General features: G+C 74.2%; 17 protein-coding genes. 5 read left to right on the forward strand and 12 right to left on the reverse strand.

What is annotated here, in order from left to right:
* Positions 1-51: 51 nt before the first annotated feature.
* Positions 52-3819 (reverse strand): chromosome segregation protein SMC, encoded by a 3768-nt coding sequence (smc, locus tag ACIB24_RS11925; protein WP_398280078.1) that lies wholly within the window; start codon positions 3817-3819, stop codon positions 52-54.
* A gap of 114 nt (positions 3820-3933) precedes the next feature.
* Between smc and ACIB24_RS11930 the strand changes: the two genes are divergently transcribed.
* On the forward strand, positions 3934-4872 hold the full coding sequence (locus ACIB24_RS11930; RefSeq protein WP_398280081.1) for a hypothetical protein: 939 nt from the start codon (positions 3934-3936) through the stop codon (positions 4870-4872).
* A 96-nt stretch (positions 4873-4968) separates the two neighbouring features.
* Here ACIB24_RS11930 and ACIB24_RS11935 read toward each other — a convergent pair whose 3' ends face one another.
* From ACIB24_RS11935 to ACIB24_RS11980, 10 genes are all read right to left on the reverse strand, one after another.
* Positions 4969-5922 carry a sulfotransferase family protein gene (locus tag ACIB24_RS11935; RefSeq protein ID WP_398280084.1) on the reverse strand — a complete coding sequence of 318 codons (954 nt, stop codon included), beginning with the start codon at positions 5920-5922 and terminating at the stop codon, positions 4969-4971.
* Positions 5923-6180: 258 nt separating this feature from the next.
* The gene (gene mutM / locus ACIB24_RS11940; RefSeq protein WP_398280430.1) at positions 6181-7098 is read right to left on the reverse strand and encodes a bifunctional DNA-formamidopyrimidine glycosylase/DNA-(apurinic or apyrimidinic site) lyase; all 918 of its coding nucleotides are present in this window, start codon (positions 7096-7098) and stop codon (positions 6181-6183) included.
* Entirely contained in the window at positions 7091-7921 is an 831-nt protein-coding gene (gene rnc / locus ACIB24_RS11945; protein WP_398280087.1) for a ribonuclease III, read from the reverse strand. Before rnc ends, mutM begins: the two co-directional genes overlap by 8 nt.
* A gap of 7 nt (positions 7922-7928) precedes the next feature.
* A complete protein-coding gene (gene rpmF / locus ACIB24_RS11950; RefSeq protein WP_398280090.1) occupies positions 7929-8132 on the reverse strand; it encodes a 50S ribosomal protein L32 in 204 nt (67 codons plus the stop codon).
* 4 nt (positions 8133-8136) lie between these two features.
* Positions 8137-8664, reverse strand: coding sequence for a YceD family protein (locus tag ACIB24_RS11955; RefSeq protein ID WP_398280093.1), 528 nt, complete (start codon positions 8662-8664; stop codon positions 8137-8139).
* Between the two features lie 140 nt (positions 8665-8804).
* On the reverse strand, positions 8805-9569 hold the full coding sequence (locus ACIB24_RS11960) for a hypothetical protein (protein ID WP_398280096.1): 765 nt from the start codon (positions 9567-9569) through the stop codon (positions 8805-8807).
* A gap of 65 nt (positions 9570-9634) precedes the next feature.
* A complete protein-coding gene (coaD, locus tag ACIB24_RS11965; protein WP_398280099.1) occupies positions 9635-10126 on the reverse strand; it encodes a pantetheine-phosphate adenylyltransferase in 492 nt (163 codons plus the stop codon).
* Entirely contained in the window at positions 10123-10683 is a 561-nt protein-coding gene (rsmD, locus tag ACIB24_RS11970; protein ID WP_398280102.1) for a 16S rRNA (guanine(966)-N(2))-methyltransferase RsmD, read from the reverse strand. The genes coaD and rsmD overlap by 4 nt, the downstream gene beginning before the upstream one ends.
* A 26-nt stretch (positions 10684-10709) precedes the next feature.
* Positions 10710-12962 carry an ATP-dependent DNA helicase RecG gene (locus tag ACIB24_RS11975; protein ID WP_398280105.1) on the reverse strand — a complete coding sequence of 751 codons (2253 nt, stop codon included), beginning with the start codon at positions 12960-12962 and terminating at the stop codon, positions 10710-10712.
* Positions 12959-14608: a DAK2 domain-containing protein gene (locus ACIB24_RS11980; RefSeq protein ID WP_398280108.1), complete on the reverse strand. Its 1650-nt coding sequence runs from the start codon at positions 14606-14608 to the stop codon at positions 12959-12961. The genes ACIB24_RS11975 and ACIB24_RS11980 overlap by 4 nt, the downstream gene beginning before the upstream one ends.
* 229 nt (positions 14609-14837) lie before the next feature.
* Between ACIB24_RS11980 and rpmB the strand changes: the two genes are divergently transcribed.
* Positions 14838-15023 carry a 50S ribosomal protein L28 gene (gene rpmB, locus ACIB24_RS11985; RefSeq protein WP_398280111.1) on the forward strand — a complete coding sequence of 62 codons (186 nt, stop codon included), beginning with the start codon at positions 14838-14840 and terminating at the stop codon, positions 15021-15023.
* A gap of 273 nt (positions 15024-15296) precedes the next feature.
* Here the strand turns inward: rpmB and ACIB24_RS11990 are convergent, their stop codons facing one another.
* Positions 15297-16298 carry a thiamine-phosphate kinase gene (locus ACIB24_RS11990; protein WP_398280114.1) on the reverse strand — a complete coding sequence of 334 codons (1002 nt, stop codon included), beginning with the start codon at positions 16296-16298 and terminating at the stop codon, positions 15297-15299.
* Between the two features lie 86 nt (positions 16299-16384).
* Here ACIB24_RS11990 and ACIB24_RS11995 point away from each other — a divergent pair, with 86 nt between their 5' ends.
* Genes ACIB24_RS11995 through ACIB24_RS12005 form a run of 3 tightly spaced genes read left to right on the forward strand, consistent with a single transcriptional unit; the run spans position 16385 to position 18364 of the window.
* Positions 16385-16621 carry an Lrp/AsnC family transcriptional regulator gene (locus tag ACIB24_RS11995; RefSeq protein WP_398280117.1) on the forward strand — a complete coding sequence of 79 codons (237 nt, stop codon included), beginning with the start codon at positions 16385-16387 and terminating at the stop codon, positions 16619-16621.
* 5 nt (positions 16622-16626) lie between these two features.
* Positions 16627-17106: a DUF3515 family protein gene (locus ACIB24_RS12000; RefSeq protein WP_398280120.1), complete on the forward strand. Its 480-nt coding sequence runs from the start codon at positions 16627-16629 to the stop codon at positions 17104-17106.
* A 55-nt stretch (positions 17107-17161) separates the two neighbouring features.
* Positions 17162-18364, forward strand: a complete 1203-nt coding sequence (locus ACIB24_RS12005) for a trans-sulfuration enzyme family protein (RefSeq protein WP_398280123.1) — start codon at positions 17162-17164, stop codon at positions 18362-18364.
* The last annotated feature ends 3 nt before the right edge of the window (positions 18365-18367 follow it).

The following is an 18367-nucleotide window of genomic DNA, read 5'->3' on the forward strand; positions in this document are numbered from 1 at the left end:
CCACGTTGCGTTTCGGCAACTTTGCCCGACTGAGCCCTATGTCGGGGCAGGTCAGGCGGGTTGTTCCTCGCGCAGCCGCTGACTGATGACGGTAGTCACCCCGTCGCCACGCATAGTGACGCCGTAGAGGGCGTCGGCGACCTCCATGGTCCGCTTCTGGTGCGTGATGACGATCAGCTGCGAGCTCTCCCGCAGCTCCTCGAAGATCGCGATCAGACGGCCCAGGTTGGTGTCGTCGAGGGCGGCCTCCACCTCGTCCATCACGTAGAAGGGCGAGGGGCGGGCCTTGAAGATGGCCACGAGCAGCGCCACGGCGGTCAGCGAGCGCTCGCCGCCCGACAGCAGCGACAGCCGCTTCACCTTCTTGCCGGGCGGGCGGGCCTCGACGTCCAGACCGGTGGTCAGCATGTTCGACGGGTCGGTGAGGATCAGCTTGCCCTCGCCCCCGGGGAAGAGCCGGGCGAAGACGCCTTCGAACTCGCGGGCGGTGTCGGCGAACGCCTCGGCGAACACCTGCTCGACCCGCTCGTCGACCTCCTTGATGATGTCCATCAGGTCCTTGCGGGACGCTTTGAGGTCGTCGAGCTGCCGGGTCAGGAACGTGTGCCGCTCCTCCAGCGCCGCGAACTCCTCCAGCGCCAGCGGGTTCACCGTGCCGAGCAGGTTCAGGGCGCGCTCGGCGGCCCGCAACCGCTTCTCCTGCTCCTTGCGGTCGAACGGGACGCCCTCGGGCTCCAGCGCCTCCTGCTCCAGACCCGTTGTGGCGTCGGGCTGTTCGTCACCCGACGCCGTCGGGACCGGCATCGACGGGGGCACCAACTGGTGCGGGCCGTACTCCTCGATCAGGATCTCGGGGTCGACGCCGAGCTCCTCGAGGCTGCGCGTGCGCAACGCGTCGATCCGCATCCGCTGCTCCGCGCGGGCCACCTCGTCGCGGTGCACGGAGTCGATCAGCCGGGCCTGTTCCGAGGCCAGCCGGTGCTCCTGCTCCCGGGTGGCGTGCACGGCGGCGTCGAGCCGCTCCCGTTCGGCCTGGGCCGCGGCGCGCACGGATTCGGCTCGGGTCAGGGCGGTCTCGAGCAGTTCCAGCGCGTACCGGGCGCCGGTCAGCACGGCCTCGGCGATGGCCAGCTGCCGCCGGCGGCGCTCCTCGCGGGCCACGGCCCGGGCCCGCGCGGCCCGCTCCTCCTGGGCGCGCCGGATCAGCCCGTCGGCGCGACCGGCCACCGCCCGCGCCCGCTCCTCCGCGGTGCGCAGGGCCAGCCGGGCCTCGGTCTCGGTCGCCCGGGCGGCCGTGGCCGCCGCGGCCAGCCGGTCCCGCTCCTCGGTCGAGGGTTCCACCGCGTCGTCCTGCTCGGCGGTCTGCTCGGCCAGCGCGAGGCGCTCCTCGACGTCGGACAGCGCGGCGCGCCCCTCGGTCAACGTCGATTCCGCTTGCGCCCGTTGCCTTTCCAGCCGCTCGACCTCGGCCTCGGCGGCCCGGGCGGTACCGGCCAGCTGACCGCGCTGCTGCGCGAGCTTGTTCTCGGCGGCGGCCCGGCGCTGCTCCTGGGCGCCGAGTTCGGCCTGTGCCCGGCGGGCCTGCTGCTGCGCCTGCTTGACCTGCTCCTGCACCTCACGGACCCGGCCCTGCGCGGCCGTGCGGTGTTCGGTGGCGGCGGCCAGCGCGGTGCGGGCCTGCTCGGCCGCCGCGCCGGCCTCGCGGGCCTCGTCCCCGGCCTGCTCGACCGCGGCCTGCACCTCGATCCGCGACGGCGCGGAGGCGGAACCACCCCGCAGGTAGTCGGAGCCGACGACGTCCCCGGCGGTCGTGACCACCCGGACGTCGGGCCACAGCCTGAGCAGGTCGGCGGCCGATCCGAGGTCGGGCGCCACCGCGACCCGGTAGAGCAACCGGTCCAGCGCCGGGACCAGGTCGGCCGGCACCTGCACGAGCGTGCGCGCCCAGCGCGCCCCGGCCGGCAGCCCCGGCCACCCGGCGGGGTCCGCGTCCCGGGCCGCGCCCGTCGTCCCGGCACTGCGGACCGGGACCACCGTCGCCTGCCCCGCGTCGCCGTCCGCAAGCAGGCGCAGCGCGCCGACGGCGCCCTCGACGTCGCCCACGACGATCGCCTCGGCGGCCGGGCCGAGCGCGGCGGCCACCGCCGTCTCGAAGCCGGGCTGCACCGACAGCGCCGCGGCCAGGGAGCCGACGAGCCCGGGCACGCGGCCCGGGTCGGCGGCGGCCTCGGCGAGCAGCGTGCCCGCGCCGTCCTTGCTCTGCAGCTGCGTCTCGAGCGTCTGCCGCCGGACCGTGGCCGCCTGGGCGGCGACGTGCGCCTCCCGCTCGGCCCGGCGCAGCGACTCCAGCCGGGCGTCGGCGGCGGCCAATTCGGAGTTGGCCAGGTCGAGCTCGCCCTCGAGCACCGGCACCAGGGCGGCCAGGCGCTCGGCCTCGCGGCGCAGCTCGTCGATCGACTCGGTCAGGTCGCTGGGGCCGCCGGACGCACCGGCCAGCTCCTCGACCTGCGCGTCCAGCTCGGCGACGGCGGCGGCGGCCCGCTCGGCGCGGGCCGCGGCCTCCTCGATCGCGGTGCCGAGGCGGGCCACCTGGTCCTGCGCCGCGGTCACGGTGCTGCGCTGGGCGGCGACCTTCCCGGCCAGGCGGGCCAGGCCCTCGCGGCGGTCGGCGGCGGCCTTGGCCAGCGCGGTCAGGCGGCGCTCCTCGGTGGCCGCGGCCTCCTCGGCGCGCTGCCGGGTCGCGACCGCGTTCGACAGCACCTCCTGGGCGGCGTCGACCTCGACCTGCAGCTGGGTCTCCTGCTCGCGGACCAGGGCGGCCTGGGCTTCGAGGTCGTCGGGGTCGCGGCCCGGGGTGCGCTCGGGTTCGGCCTCCGACAGCAGGCGCATCCGGTCGGCGGCCAGGCTGGCCGTGCCGCGGGTGCGCTCGCGCAGGCTGGACAGCCGGTACCAGGTCTCCTGCGCGCGGCTCAGCTGCGGGACGGCGGCGGTCAGCCGCTCGTCGAGTTCGGCCATGGCCGAACGGGTCTCGGCCAGCTGGGCCTCGACCGCGTCGCGCCGTTCGCGCAGCTGGGTCTCGTCGGCGACCTCCTCGGCCAGCGTCGTCTGCGCGGTGACCAGGTCGTCGGCCAGCAGCCGCAGCCGGGCGTCGCGCAGGTCGGCCTGGACGACGACCGCCCGGCGGGCGACCTCGGCCTGGCGGCCGAGGGGCTTCAGCTGGCGGCGGATCTCCGACGTCAGGTCCGCGATGCGGGTCAGGTTGGCCTGCATCGCCTCGAGCTTGCGGACCGCCTTCTCCTTGCGCTTGCGGTGCTTCAGGACGCCGGCCGCCTCCTCGATGAACGCGCGCCGGTCCTCCGGGGAGGCGTGCAGCACGGCGTCCAGCTGGCCCTGGCCGACGATGACGTGCATCTCGCGGCCGATGCCCGAGTCGCTCAGCAGCTCCTGGATGTCGAGCAACCGGCAGGGCGTGCCGTTGATCGCGTACTCCGAGCCGCCCGAACGGAACATCGTCCGGCTGATCGTGACCTCGGTGTAGTCGATCGGCAGCGCGCCGTCGGTGTTGTCGATGGTCAGGCTGACCTCGGCGCGGCCCAGCGGCGGGCGGCCGGAGGTGCCGGCGAAGATGACGTCCTCCATCTTGCCGCCGCGCAGGGACTTCGCGCCCTGCTCCCCCATCACCCAGGACAGGGCGTCGACGACGTTCGACTTGCCGGAGCCGTTGGGGCCCACCACGCACGTGATGCCGGGCTCCAGCCGCAGCGTCGTCGCGGAGGCGAAGGACTTGAAGCCGCGGAGGGTCAGCGTCTTCAAATGCACGTCAAGACCATACCCGCCCCACCGGCGTGTCCTTGCCACCGATGAGCCGATGAGCAGGTAGTACGAACGCCCGGGGCGCTATGTCCGTAACCGCCCGCTGGCACACTGGCAGCCGTGCCTTCCGCCACCGAGAACACCGCTGCGACCAGCCCTGTCCCGCTCCCCGACCACTCGGCCTCGCAGGTGGCGGTCCGCGCGCCCGGCTCCGGTCCGGGGTGGTGGGCGGGAGCCGCGGGGGTCGCCTACGAGGACGGTACGTACTGGCTCTGCTACCGGCTGCGACGCCCCGTGGAGGCCGGCCGCGGCGTCGCCTCCGTGATCGCGGCCAGCACCGACGGCGTGCACTTCCGGGAGGTCGCGGTCGTCGACCGGGACATGTTCGGCGCCGCCTCGCTGGAGCGCCCCGCACTGGTGCGGCGCCCGGACGGCGGGTGGCGGCTGTACGTCTCGTGCTCCACCCCCGGGTCGAAGCACTGGTGGATCGAGGCCCTGGACGCCGACACCGTCGCCGACCTGCCCCAGGGCAAGCGGTCCATGGTGCTGCCGGGCGACGACCTGACCGCCGTGAAGGACCCGGTCGTGATGCGGGACGGCGACGCCTGGCGGATGTGGGTCTGCGTCCACCCGCTCGACGACCCGGACGCCACCGACCGGATGACGACGTACCTGGCCACGAGCGAGGACGGTCTGCGCTGGGACGTCGGCCCGGTCGCCCTGGCCGCGCGACCCGGGCGGTGGGACGCGCGCGGGGCGCGGGTGACCGCGGTGGTGGCGCACCCGTCGTCCCCGGGCGACCTGGTCGCCTACTACGACGGACGGGCCACGGCGGAGCAGAACTGGCACGAGACCACCGGGGTCGCCACGGGCGGCGGGGACGGCACGTTCACCGCGCTGGGGACCGAGCCGTTCGCACGCTCACCCGAGGGCGACGGCGCGCTGCGCTACCTGGCCATCGCCGCGCTACCCGACGGCGCCCAGCGCTTCTACTTCGAGAGCAGCGACGCCGACGGCACCCACCAGCTGCGCACCCAGCTCATCCCCCCCAGTTCGTGATCATGGAAACTTCTACTGCCCCGGCGCGGGACCGGATCGTCCCGCGCCGGAGCCGGCGGTAGAAGTTTCCATGATCACGAACGGCCAGGAGCGACGCTAGCGCGTCGACTCCTGGAACTGCCCGCGGGAGGTGGCGCCCAGCCAGTCGCTGAAGTCGCGCTCCAGCAGGCGGGCGAGGAGCGCGTTGTCCTCGGCGAACGGCTTCACCAGCTCGGCCCGGACCGCGGGGTCCAGCACCGGACGGCGGGCGTCGCCGGTGTGCAGCGCCCTCAGCAGCGGGACGCTGGCCCGGCGCCAGACCTGCGGAGGGGCGAACGAGCCCAGCCACGCACCACCACGGGCCACCCGGCTGAGCGCCCGGTGCCGCGGGGTGTCGTCGACGTAGGGCCGCGAGTTCTCTCGCGGTACCGACCCCACCCGGCCGGTCTCGACGCCCAGGAACTCGCACACGGCGTCCACCGCGACGGCCGCGTCGTTGACCAGGTCGCGGTAACGCAGGACGTGCACCTGCTCGCGCGGGAAGTGCTTGTACAGGTGGTCGAGCTGTTCCCCGTACATCCCGAGCCGGCTGTAGTGCCAGAAGGGGGCGAACCCGCGCTCGACCCGCTCGTCCTCGGCGGCCAGCGCCTCGGCGAAGTCGGCGATCGGTTCGAGGCCGTCGGAGCGCAGGTGCATCCAGTTCGAGTAGGCCCGGTCGATCGGGTCGCGGATGACGACGATCAGCTTGGCCCGCGGGTTGTCGTCGGCGATGCGTCGGTGGGAGTCGAGGTCGTAGAGGTAGAAGGGCGTGCTCTCCCCGCGCAGCTTTCCCGCGGGGGCGGCCTCGAACAGGGCCTCGTACTGCTTGCGCCTCCAGATCCACTCCTGGGCGCTGTGCGCGTCACCGGGACCGCGCTGGGTCGAGCGCGGCGGGCGGCGCTCACCCGTGAGGTAGAACTTCGTCTCCTTGGGGTTGGGCAGGAACAGTTGCGGGTGCTGCGTCAGGGCGGCGTGCAGCGCGGTGGTACCGGCTTTGGGCGCGCCCATGACGAAGAAATCCGGCAGGGCCATCAGGGGAGCCTTCCGTGGTCATGGCTTCGCTGGGTCAGGGGGTGCCGTGCAGGGGTACAGCGGATGGTGCCTGGTCGCCCATGGGGGTGGTGAAGCCCACACGGACATTGTCTAGCGTTTCGGTCCAATTTGCAGGACATGTTACGGCGGCCAGTGATAAGTGACTATTACCTCGGTGTGAGGAATTCCACGTGATCAGCCTTCGGGAGGCCGTCCGTCACTGCCGTGAACGCCTTGGTCACTAAGGGTTTTCGCGCGTCACCAGCGAGCGTTTCGCGGACGCTTCTGGCAGGTCGGGCAGAAGTGGGATGACCGGTTCATGAACTGCTCGCGCACGACCGGCGTCCCGCACCGCAGGCACGGCAGTCCGGCCCGCCCGTACACCGCCAGCGAGCGCTCGAAGTACCCCGCGCTGCCGTTCACGTCGACGTAGAGGCTGTCGAAACTCGTGCCCCCGGCGCGCAGGGCGTCGCCCATCACCGCCCGGCACTCGGCCAGCACCGAGCGGACCACCGGCCGGGTCAACGTCTCGGTGGGCCGCGCGTAGTGCAGCCGCGCCCGCCACAGCGCCTCGTCGGCGTAGATGTTGCCCACCCCCGAGACCAGCCCCTGGTCCAGCAGGGCGCGTTTCAGCCCGGTGCGCCGTCTGCGCAGACGCGCGACCAGCGCCTCCTCGTCGAGCGAGGGGTCGAGCGCGTCCCGGGCGATGTGCGCGACCGGTTGCGGCACGAGGGGTTCCGGCGCCCGCTCGGACGCCCCGCCGGGGCCGCCGTCCGGCGTGGGTACGAGCGGTACGACCGACAGCCCGCCGAACATCCGCTGGTCCACGAACCGCAGCTCGCGCCCCTCGCGCTCGGGGACGCCGCCCGCCAGTCCCAGCCGCACCCGCAGGTGCCGCTCGGGCTCGCTGTCCGGCGGGACCAGCACCAGCTGGCCGCTCATCCCGAGGTGCGCGAGCAGCGCCTCCCCCGAGTCGAGGGTGAGCCACAGGAACTTGCCGCGGCGCACGGCGTCCAGGATGCGCACGCCCAGCAGGCGGGCGACGAAGTCGTCGGGACCGGCGGCGTGGTTGCGGACCGGGCGCGGATGGTGGACCTCGACCGCGGAGATCTCGGTGTCGAGGACCCAGCGGGCCAGGCCGGCGCGGACGACCTCGACCTCGGGCAGCTCAGGCAGGCTGGACTCCGTCGGCCGCAGCGTCCACGGCATCTGCGGCGTCCACGGTGCCGTCGGCGGCGCCGTTGGCCGCGCTCTGCGCCGCCAGTTCCTCGGTGAGGCTGCCGAACGCGGCGGCCGCGGCGGCCTGCTCGGCCTCCTTCTTGCTGCGGCCGCTGCCGGTGCCCCGGGCCTCCCCCTGCACCAGGGCGGAGGCGTGGAACAGCTTGGCGTGGTCGGGCCCCTCCTCGGTGACCCGGTACTCGGGCACCCCTCGGGAGGACGAGGCGGTCAGCTCCTGCAGGCTGGTCTTCCAGTCCAGGCCGGCGCCCAGCCGCGCGCTGGACTCCAGCAGCGGGTCGACGAGCCGGTGCACGAGGGCGCGGGCGACGTCGGTGCCGTGCTCGTAGTAGACGGCCCCGAGCAGGGCCTCGACGGTGTCGGCCAGGATCGACGACTTGTCCCTCCCGCCGCTGGCCTCCTCGCCCCGGCCCAGCAGCAGGTAGGCGCCGAGGCCGAGTTCGCGGCCCACTCCGGCCAACGCCCGCATGTTCACCACGGCGGCCCGCAGCTTGGCCAGCTGGCCCTCGGACATCTCGGGGTGCCGCCGGTACAGCGCGTCGGTGACCACCACGCCCAGGACCGAGTCGCCCAGGAACTCCAGGCGCTCGTTGGTGGGCAGGCCGCCGTGCTCGTAGGCGTACGAGCGGTGGGTCAGCGCCATCACCACGAGCTCCGCGGGCAGGTCGACCTGCAGCGACGCGAGCAGACCGGCCGGGTCCGCTGCCGAGCCCGAACCGGTCCCGTTGCCGCCGTGGGTCCCGGCGGCCTCCCCGGTAGTCACGGGTGGATCAGAGGTCCTTGACCTTCCGGCCCTTGTACTCGAGATACAGCGGGGTGCCGGCGGAGTCGGTGACGACCTTGGCCTGGTGCGGGCGCGAGTACTCGACGGCGCTGCCCACGACCGTCTCGGTCAGGGTGGTCGGCGTCGCCTTCCACTGGGCGCGGCGGGACCGCGTGTTGCTGCGGGACATCTTCCGCTTCGGAACGGCCACGCTGTCAGCTCTCCTTCGTCTCGTCCGGGGCTTCCGGCCCGGACGGTGCGTTCTGGGTGGCGGGCCCACTCTCGGCGAGCAGACCCTCCAGGGCGGCCCACCGGGGGTCGGCCACGTCGTGCACGTGCCCCGGGTGGTCGTCCAGCCGTACTCCGCATTCGGAGCACAGGCCGGCGCAGTCCTCCCGGCACACCGGTTGGAACGGCAGTGCGAGCACCACCGCGTCGCGCAGGGCGGGCTCCAGGTCGATCAGCTCGTCCTGCAGCTCGCGCACCTCGTCGTCCTCGTCCTCGACCACCCGGTCCGGGTAGGCGAAGAGCTCGGTCAGCTCGACGTCGAGGTCGAAACTGACCTCGCCGAGGCACCGGACGCACTCGCCGAGGACCGGCGCGTGCACCGAACCGCTGACCAGGACGCCCTCCATCACCGCCTCGAGCCGCAGATCCAGCTCGATGTCGGCGCCTTCGGGCACCCCGACGAACTCGGTACCGAGTTCCGCCGGCGCGTGCACGGCGCGCTGGACCACCCGCATCTGACCGGGGCGCCGCCCCAGTTCGCGGGTGTCGAGAACCAGGGGTGAGCGCGGGTCGAGGCGGATGGGGTGCTCCTGTGTGGTGCTGGCAGAACCGAAGGAGCAGTTTAGGGCAGCCGTGCACGCCTACCCAAATCTGCTCACCTTCCCGTCGTGGCGCCCTCCTCCACGGCGGTCAGGTCGATCACCCGGCTCGCACCCTCGCGCCGGCCCCCCTGGGTCGGGAACGGGTCGTCCGGAATGTCGTCGTCGTGCTCCGAACCGGGGCTGGCCTGGGCCTGCCCGTCGTACGGCTCGTCGGCGGCGGAGGCCCCACGGGCGGCCGGGCGGGTGGCCCGGGCCACGGCGGCCATGTCGATCGCCCCCGTGACCGGCAGCACCGTCTTCCCCTCGACCTCGGGCTCGCGGCCCTGAGCCTCACGGCCCTGGGGGGCGAGGCCCCGACGCAGGTCGTCGAGGTCGCTGCGCTCGCGCAACCGGTCGCGGCCGCGCCGGACCTGGCCGGTCAGGCGCTCCAGGTCGGTCTCGAACGCGGCCAGCTTGCCGTCGCAGTACTCGTCGGCCTGGCGCAGCAGGCGGGCCGCCTCCTCGCGGGCCGCGTCGAGGATCTGCTGGGCGCGGGCGTTGGCCGTGGCCACGACCGCCGCCTCGGAGACGAGTTCCTCGACCTGGGCGCGGGCGTCGGCCAGCAGCTGGTCACGGTCGTTCTCGGCATCCTCGATCACCTGCTGGTGGGCCACCAGCAGGGCCGCCGCCTCGTCGAGCTCGGCGGGCAGCTCGGCCTTGGCCCGCTCGACCAGCGAGAGGATCTCGGCGCGGTTGACGATGCAGGACGCCGACAGCGGCACCGAGGCCGCGCGCCCCACGGTCGCCGACAGCGTGTCGAGGGTTCGGCGCAGACTCACCGGGCACACCTCCTGAATCGCCCACGGACGGGCAAGCGTCATCGACCACCACCAGTGTGGCGATATCAGCCCAGACGTTCCAGGAGGCGCGCCAGGACGACGTCGGGCACCAGGCCGGACACGTCACCGCCGTGGCCGGCCACCTCCTTCACGAGGCTCGAGGACACGTGCTCGAAGGCAGGCTCCCCGGGCAGGAAGACGGTCTCCAGGCCCGTGAGGTGCCGGTTCATCAGTGCCATCGGCAGCTCGTAGGCGAAGTCGGTGCCGCTGCGCAGGCCCTTCACCACCGCCTGGGCGCCGATCTTCGTGCAGTAGTCGACCAGCAGGCCGTCGTGCACCGCGGCCACGGACACGCCGTCGAGGTCGCCCACCGTCTGCTGCAGCAGGTCGAGCCGCTCCTCGAGCGTGAAGGTCGGGCGCTTGGCGGGGTTGGTCAACACCGCGACCACCACCTCGTCGAACAGCGCGGCGGCGCGGCGGACGACGTCGATGTGCCCGTTGGTCACCGGGTCGTAGCTACCCGGGCAGACGGCACGGTGCAGGCTCTGCTCGCTCACGAGGTCAGTCTCCCGTGCCACACGGCCGTCTCGCCGTAGCGGCGCACGTCGTGACGCACGACGCCCGCCGGCCAGACCGGCTCCACCGACCGCGAGCTGCGCTCGACGAGCAGCCGGCCCCCGGCCGCCAGCCAGCCGTGACCGACCAGGTCGGCCAGGACGCCGGACAACTCGTCCTGGGGCATCGCGTAGGGCGGGTCGGCGAACACGAGGGACGACGGGGTGCCGGCCGGGTTGGCCAGGTAGCGCTGCACCGACGACAGGACGACCGTCACCCGCTGGACGCCGAGGGCGGCCACGTTCTCCCGGGCCGCCTGCACCGCCTCCCGGGAGGCATCGACGAGGACGGCGGACGCCGCGCCGCGGCTGATCGCCTCCAGCGCCAGCGCCCCCGACCCGCAGTAGAGGTCGAGCACGGTCGCGCCGTTCAGCAGCCCCTGCGACTCGATCGAGCCGAACAACGCCTCGCGCACCCGCTCGCTCGTCGGCCGGGTGGTCTCGCCCTTGGGCGTCACCAACCGGCGGCCGCCCACGCTGCCCGCCACGATCCGGGTCATCCCTCTCCGTTCCTCCGGCCGTTCCGTCAGCCGCGTTCGAGGTAGATCTCGCGCTCGGCGTCCAGCCAGACCTGCATCGCGTCGCGCAGTTCCGGCTGCCCGCGCAGCTCGGGGTCGGCACCGACCACGGCGACCGCCTCGTGCCGCGCCTCCTCGATCAGCTTCTCATCCCGCAACACCCGCAGGAGCCGCAGGGACGACCGGCCGCCCGACTGGCGGTTGCCGAGCACGTCACCCTCGCGGCGCTGCTCCAGGTCGACGCGGGCCAGCTCGAAGCCGTCGGTGGTCGCGGCCACCGCGTCGAGCCGCTCCCGCGCCGGTCCCTCGTCGACCTCGGTGATGAGCAGGGCCAGCCCGGGCGCCGACCCGCGACCGATGCGCCCGCGCAGCTGGTGCAGCTGCGAGACGCCGAAGCGGTCGGCGTCCACCACGACCATCACGGTCGCGTTCGGCACGTCGACCCCGACCTCGATCACCGTGGTGGCGACGAGCACGTCGACCTGCCCGGCGGCGAACCGGCGCATCACGTCGTCCCGCGCCTCGGCGGCCATCCGCCCGTGCAGCAGCTCGATCGACAACCCGGCCAGTTCCGGGCGCTCGCGCAGCTCGGCCAGGACGGCCACACAGCCGCGGGCGGGGCGCCGCGCCGCCGCGCCGCCGGGATCCTCGGCCACCGGCTCCAGCTCGTCCGCGTCGTCCGGGTCGTCGGGGCCCTCGTCCTCGCCGATGCGGGGGCACACCACGAAGGCCTGGTGCCCCTGGCCGGCCTCCTCCGCGACCCGCTGCCAGACCCGGCCCACCCAGCGCCGGTCCCCCTCCGGGACGACGTGTGTCGCAATCGGCGCCCGGCCCTTCGGCAGCTCCGTCAGGCTCGACACCTCGAGGTCGCCGAAGACCGTCATCGCGACTGTCCGCGGGATCGGCGTCGCGGTCATCACCAGCAGGTGCGGAACGGCCGGGTCATCACCGGAACCCTTGCCCCGCAACGCATCCCGCTGCTCGACGCCGAACCGGTGCTGCTCGTCGACGACCACCAGGCCGAGGTCGGCGAACTGCACCTTGTCGGCCAGCAGCGCGTGCGTACCGACCACGATGCCCGCCTCTCCCGACGCCGCCTCCAGCAGCGCGCGCCGCCGCGACGCCGCGTTGAGCGACCCGGTCAGCAGCGTCACCCGCGTGCCCAGCCCCGCCAGGCCACCCAGGGCGAGGTCACCGAGCAGTCCGGAGATCGACCGGTGGTGCTGGGCGGCGAGCACCTCGGTGGGGGCCAGCAGCGCGGCCTGACCCCCGGCGTCCACCACCGCGAGCATCGCGCGCAGCGCGACGAGCGTCTTGCCCGAGCCGACCTCACCCTGCAGCAGGCGGTGCATCGGGTGCGCCTCCGCCAGGTCCGCCGCAATCGTCGCCCCGATCTCCGCCTGCCCGGTGGTCAGCGCGAACGGCAACTTCGCATCGAGCGCCTCGACCAGCCCGCCGGCCACGGCCCGGCGCGGCACCGCCGGCTGCGCGCCGTCCACCACGCGCCGCCGGGCCAGGGCGGCCTGCATGACGTAGGCCTCCTCGAAGCGGAGCCGGTGCAGGCCCTGCTCGTAGGCGGCCTCGATCGACGGCGGCCGGTGCACCAGCTCGAAGGCCTCCCGCAGCCCCACCAGCCCGTGGCGGGCGCGCACGTCCGCCGGGATCGGGTCGGGCAGCTCGGTCAGGCCGTCGAGGACCAGCGCGACCGTCCGCTGGATCGCGCCCGAGTCGAGGCCGCCCTTCTCGGAGGCCGGGTAAACGGGCAGCACCTGGTTCAACGGGACGCCCTCGCGCCAGGTCTCCCCGAACGTGTCTTCGATGGCCTGGAACGTGGGCTGGGCCAGCTGCCGGTTGCCCCGGTAGACGCTCACCTTGCCCGTGAACACGCCCCGCACACCGGGTTTCAGCACCCGCTCGTAGTAGTGGATGCGGTTGAAGAAGGTCAGGTTCAGGCGTTGCCCGTCGGCGTCGCCGACCACGACGTTCATGATCTTGCCGCGCCGGCTCTGCATCTGGCGCACGTCGACCCTCTCGACCTCGCCGACCATCGTGACGAGCTGCTCCAGCGGCAGGTCCGCGACGCGGGTCAGCTCGTTCAGCTTCAGGTACCGGCGCGGGTAGTGCCGCAACAGGTCGCCGACCGTGTGCAGGCCGAGGCTCTTCTCCAGCTTGGCCGCGGAACCGGCTGCGACGGAACGCTTCAGCGGGAGCGCGAGCTGGTCGGCCGGATCGCTCGGATCGGTCGGATCGGTCGGGGTCACTCGACACCGACCAGCAGGGGATACCTCGGCTGACCGCCCGCGAGCACGCTCACCTCGACCCGCGGGTTGGTCCGGTGCAGGTGCGCGGCCACGGCCTTGCCCAGCCCGTCGTGGCCACCCGCGCCGACCACGAGCGTCACCAGCTCGCCACCGCCGGTCAGCAGGTTCTCGACCACCTGCACCGCCACGGCCTCCAGGTCGGACCCGATGACCGCGAAGTCACCGTCCACCACGCCGAGCACGTCACCCTCGCGGCACTCCCCCGCCGTCGTCAGCCCGGCCTTGACCGCCACCGTCACCGCACCGTCGCGGGCCTGGCCGGCCGCCGAGGACATGGCGACCACGTCGTCCTGGAAGTCCCGCGCGGGGTCGTGGACGGCGACCGCGGCCAACCCCTGCACCTGCGCCCGGGTGGGCAGCACGGTCACCCGCACCCCCTCGGCGCGGGCCGCCACGGCGGCGGCCTGCGCGACCGAGTGCGTGTCGCCGTCGTTGGGCAGCACCGCCACCTCGTGGGCCCCGGTCCGCCGGACGGCGGCCAGCAGCTGCGCGGTCGACGGGCGCCGCCCGGGCCCGCCCGGGACGACGAGCGCCCCGGCGGAGGCGAACAGCTCCTCCAGCCCGGGGCCGGCGGCACAGGCCACGAGCCCCTTGCCCTCGAGGGGGCGGGGCTCCTCGGGCACGTGCCCCTGATGCGAGGTGTCGTGCTCGGAGAAGTGCGAGACCCGGATGCGGTGCGGCCGGCCGAAGTCGAGCGCGGCCTCGATGGCCGCCCCCGGGTCGTGCACGTGCACGTGCACGTTCCACAACCCGCTGCCGCCCACGACGACCAGGGAATCACCGAGCTCCGACAGTCTGGGCCGCAGCCGGGCGATCGCCGCGTCGTCGGCGTTCAGCAGGTACATCACCTCGTAGCCGGGGCCGCCGGCGGTCAGGTGGTCGCAGGTCGACAGGGGGACGGCGGGCAGCGCGGGCCGCAGGCCCCTCGACGCCGGACGCCCACCGCGGGCCCGGGACGGGCGGTTGCGGGAGGCGCCGCTCAGCATGTCGAGCAGGCTCTCCAGGACGACGACGAAGCCCCGGCCCCCGGCGTCCACCACCCCGGCCGCGGCCAGCGCGGGCAGCTGCTCGGGAGTGCGGGCCAGCGCCGCCCGGGCCGCCCCGACCGCCGCCTCGACCACCTCGCGCAGCCGGCCGCCCTCGCCGCCGCCGCGCAGGGCCTCCGCCGCGGCCTGGGCCGCCGCCCGGCTCACGCTCAGAATGGTGCCCTCGACCGGGTCGTTGACGGCCTTCCAGGCCTGCTCGTCGGCCCGTTGCAGGCCCTGGACGGCGGCCGCCGCGTCGAGCCGGTCCCGGTCGGCCAGGACGTCGGCCCAGCCCCGCAGCATCTGAGCCCCGATCACGCCCGAGTTGCCCCGGGCGCCCAGCAGCGCGCCGCGGGCGAAGGCGTCGGCCAGGCGGCCCACGGGAGCGTCCTCGGGCACGGTGGCCGCGGCCATCACGGCCGCCTCCAGGGTCAGGTACATGTTGGTACCGGTGTCGCCGTCGGGAACCGGGAACACGTTCAGGGCGTCGATCTCCTCGCGCGCCTCGCCGAGCGCCCCCAGGGCGGCGACGGCCCACCGCCGGGCCGAGACCGTGCTCACCGCGTGCAGCATCTTTGGCCTCTCAGAATGCCCTCCAGCCCGTCCCCGGATGTTCCGGGGACTGTATCTGGCGCCGCCCGGCGAGCGGAGCGAGTGCCAAGCGGCACCCCACCGGACCGCGGTTTGGGCGAGACGGCCCCCCTCGGCTAGCCTGTACCGGTTGCTCGCGCCCGGCCAGGGCCGCCTGGGCAGCACCTATCGACTACCGCTCGACGTTCAGGAGTTAACCGTGGCTGCCAACTGCGAGGTCTGCGGCAAGGGACCGAGCTTCGGTCACAGCATCTCCCACTCCCACCGCCGCACGAAGCGTCGCTGGAACCCGAACATCCAGCGGGTCCGCACCGTCGTCGGCGGCACCCCCAAGCGCGTCAACGTGTGCACCTCCTGCCTGAAGGCCGGCAAGGTCGCTCGCTGACCTTCGGGTCGCCGGCACCACCCGCACGTCCAGCCCGTTCCACCCGTCGCGGTGGGCGGGCTGTTCGTCGTTCGTCAGGCCACCCGGGCGATCTGCGTAGATCACTGGATGATCCGGTCGTCGTGGCTGCACGAATCGTTCAGTCACCCCTGCAGCGATCATGAAGTGCTCGTCCCGTGATGGCAGCCCTGGTGGCAGGCTGCGTGCACCAGGACGGTGTGTCAGCTGCCACCAGACCTGCCACCAGCCCGATGTCCCGACCTGGTCAGCGGGTCAGGCCCAGTGGGTCCAGCCCGAGCCACCTCGCCAGGGCAGGCCGCCGAACAGGACCGGTGGGCCGTCCGAGCCCTCGACCACCGTCCCGATCGCGCGGTAGCCGGGCGGCAGCGCCGTCCCGGCCGGGAAGCACGCGAGGAGGGCGTGGTCCTCGCCACCCGTGAGCACCCAGGTGCGCGCGTCGGCGCCGAGCCTCTCCGCCGGCGCGACCAGGTCGGGGGCCGGCTCGAGCGCGGCCGGGTCCAGGTCGAGCCGGACGCCGGACGCGCGGGCGATGCGGGCGGCATCGCGGACGAGCCCGTCGCTGGTGTCGATCAGGGCCGTGGCGCCGGCCCGGGCGGCCGCCGGCCCCGCCGCGTAGGGCGGTACCGGACGGCGTTGCGCGGCCAGCAGCCGCGCGAACTCCTCGCTGTGCGTGGTGCCGGTCTCGAGCAACGCGAGACCCGCTGCAGCCGGCCCCGTCTCGCCGCAGAGAGCGACGACGTCCCCGACCCGGGCCCCCGAGCGCAGCACCGGCGCGACACCGTCGGTGGCGCCGACCGCCGTCCCGGTGACGACGACCTCCGAGGCCGCCGAGACGTCGCCCCCCACCAGCGCAGCCCCGGCCCGCGCGCACTCGGCCGCGACCCCGGCCGACAGATCCTCCACCCACCCGGCAGGGGTCCCGCCCGGCATCGAGAGGCTGACCAGCAGCGCGACCGGCCGGGCCCCCATCGCCGCGATGTCGGCGAAATTCTGTGCGGCCGCCTTGGCCCCGACGTCCGCGCCCGAGCTCCACGCCGTCCGGAAGTCCTGGCCCTCGACGAGGGTGTCGGTGCTCAGCACGAGTCCGCCCACCGGCGGGGCGAGCACGGCGGCGTCGTCGCCGGGCCCGACGACGAGGCCGACCCCGGCCGGGGCGTCCGCACCGGTCACCCGGGCCAGCACGGAGGCGACCAGGCGGTCCTCCCCCAGCGACCCCGCGGATTCAGCCGGCGACCCCACCGATTCTGCCGCCACGCGGCACACGGTAGCGTGACCGGTCGGTCGGGCACCGTTCTCGACGGTTCCGGGCTTTTCGGGGGTAGAAGAAGAGGGAGAAGACAGTGCTCGTTCAGGCCTACGTACTCATCCAGACCGAGGTGGGGCAGTCGTCCCAGGTGGCCGACGAGATCCGCTCGCTGTCCGGCGTGACGATGGCCGAGGACGTCACCGGCCCCTACGACGTGATCGCCCGCGTCGAGGCCCCCAGCATGGACGCGCTGGGCCAACTGGTGATCGCCCGGATCCAGGACGTCAAGGGCATCACCCGAACGCTGACCTGCACCGTCGTCCACCTCTGAGCGCCGTGAGGGCGCTCGTCGCGTCGGTGGCCGTCCTGGTCCTGGCCGGGTGCTCCGGCTCGTCGTCCGGTTCCGCCGCCGTCCAGCCCGGGCCGAGCTCCAGCGCCCCCGCCTGCACGCGCCTCCTGAACAAGGTGCCCGCGACCCTGCTCGGTCTGAAGCACGCCGACTCGGCCGCGCGGGGGGCCACCGCCTGGGGGGAGCACGCCGGGCACACCATCGTCCTGCGCTGCGGCGTGACCCCGCCGACGGCCACCACCTCGCCGTGCATCACCACGGACGACGTCGACTGGATCTTCGACGAGACCGGCACCGCCTACGTGTTCACCACCTTCGGTCGGGAACCCGCCGTCGAGGTCAGCGTGCCGAAGTCCATCAGCCGCGAGCAGGCCCCCGGGGCGATGGCCGCCCTGGCGGGCGCCGTGAAGCCGTTGCCGCAGGGCAGGCACTGCACCGACCTGGACGACGTGCCCTCCTCGAGCTGACCCGTCCGGCCGGGTGCGGGCGCCAGGAGCCCGCGACTCTGCTTAGCTCAAGACCATGACCGAGACGCCCGGCGACCGGCCGGCGGCCCCCTCGTCCCTTGCCCCCGCGACGCTCGCCGTCACCGCGGGGCGGCCCGCCGCCGAGACCGGCAACCCGGTCAACGCGCCCGTCGTCCTCACCTCGACCTACCGGGCCCGGCCCGGCGCGATCGGCACCGGCGACGACTGGTCGATGGTCTACGGCCGGTTCGACAACCCGACCTGGACCGCCCTGGAGGAGGCGCTGGCCGCCCTCGAGGGCGGCGGGCGGGCGCTGGCCTTCGGGTCGGGGATGGCCGCGATCAGCGCCGTGGTCGACCTGGTGCCGGTCGGCGGGGTCGTGGTCGCCCCGCGGGCGCCCTACTCCGGCACGGCCGCCCTCCTGGCCCAGCTGCACACGAGCGGCCGGGTGCGGCACCGGGAGGTGCCGATCGCGGATACGTCCGCCGTGCTGGCCGCCCTCGCCCCCGCCGCCTCCGCCGACGACCCGGCCCCGGCGGACCTCCTGCTGCTGGAGAGCCCGACCAACCCGCTGCTCGAGGTCGCGGAGCTGCCCGCCCTGATCGAGGCGGCGCACGAGGTCGGCTGCCGGGTCGCGGTCGACAACACGTTCGCCACCCCGCTGCTGCAGCGCCCGCTCGACCTGGGCGCCGACGTCAGCCTGCACTCGGCCACGAAGTACCTCGGCGGGCACTCCGACGTGCTGCTCGGCGCCGCCGTCGTCCGGGACGACGCGCTGTACGAGAAGCTCTACGGGCAGCGGACTCTCGGCGGGGCGCTGGCCGGCCCGTGGGAGGCGTGGCTGGTGCTGCGCGGGCTGCGGACGCTGGCCCTGCGGGTCGAGCGGGCCGGGGCCAACGCGGCCGAGCTGGCCCGCCGGCTGCAGGGGCACGACGCGGTGGAGCGGGTGCGGCACCCGTCCCTGCCCGACGACCCGGGGCACGCCCGGGCGAGCGCGCAGATGTCCGGCTACGGCGCCATCGTCAGCGTCGAGGTGTACGGCGGGGCCGAGGCGGCCGAACGGGTCTGCGCGGAAACCCGGCTGTGGATGCACGCGACCAGCCTGGGCGGGGTGGAGTCGTCGCTGGAGCGGCGGCGCCGGTACCCGGCCGAGTCGCCCGCGGTGCCCGACGCGCTGATCCGGCTGTCCGTGGGGGTCGAGGACGTCGAGGACCTGTGGGCGGACCTGTCCCAGGCCCTCGACCACTCGCGCGGGTAGCCG

The organism is Spongisporangium articulatum (assembly GCF_044465595.1).
Classification (GTDB): Bacteria; Actinomycetota; Actinomycetes; order Actinomycetales; family Kineosporiaceae; genus Spongisporangium; species Spongisporangium articulatum.

Excerpts from the sequence above, each read along its gene's own strand:
- ACIB24_RS11935 (WP_398280084.1), bottom strand. The coding sequence starts at position 5,922 with ATGGCCCTGCCGGATTTCTTCGTCATGGGCGCGCCCAAAGCCGGTACC.
- ACIB24_RS11955 (WP_398280093.1), bottom strand. The coding sequence starts at position 8,664 with ATGCGGGTGGTCCAGCGCGCCGTGCACGCGCCGGCGGAACTCGGTACC.
- rsmD (WP_398280102.1), bottom strand. The coding sequence starts at position 10,683 with ATGACCCGGATCGTGGCGGGCAGCGTGGGCGGCCGCCGGTTGGTGACG.
- ACIB24_RS12005 (WP_398280123.1), top strand. The coding sequence starts at position 17,162 with ATGACCGAGACGCCCGGCGACCGGCCGGCGGCCCCCTCGTCCCTTGCC.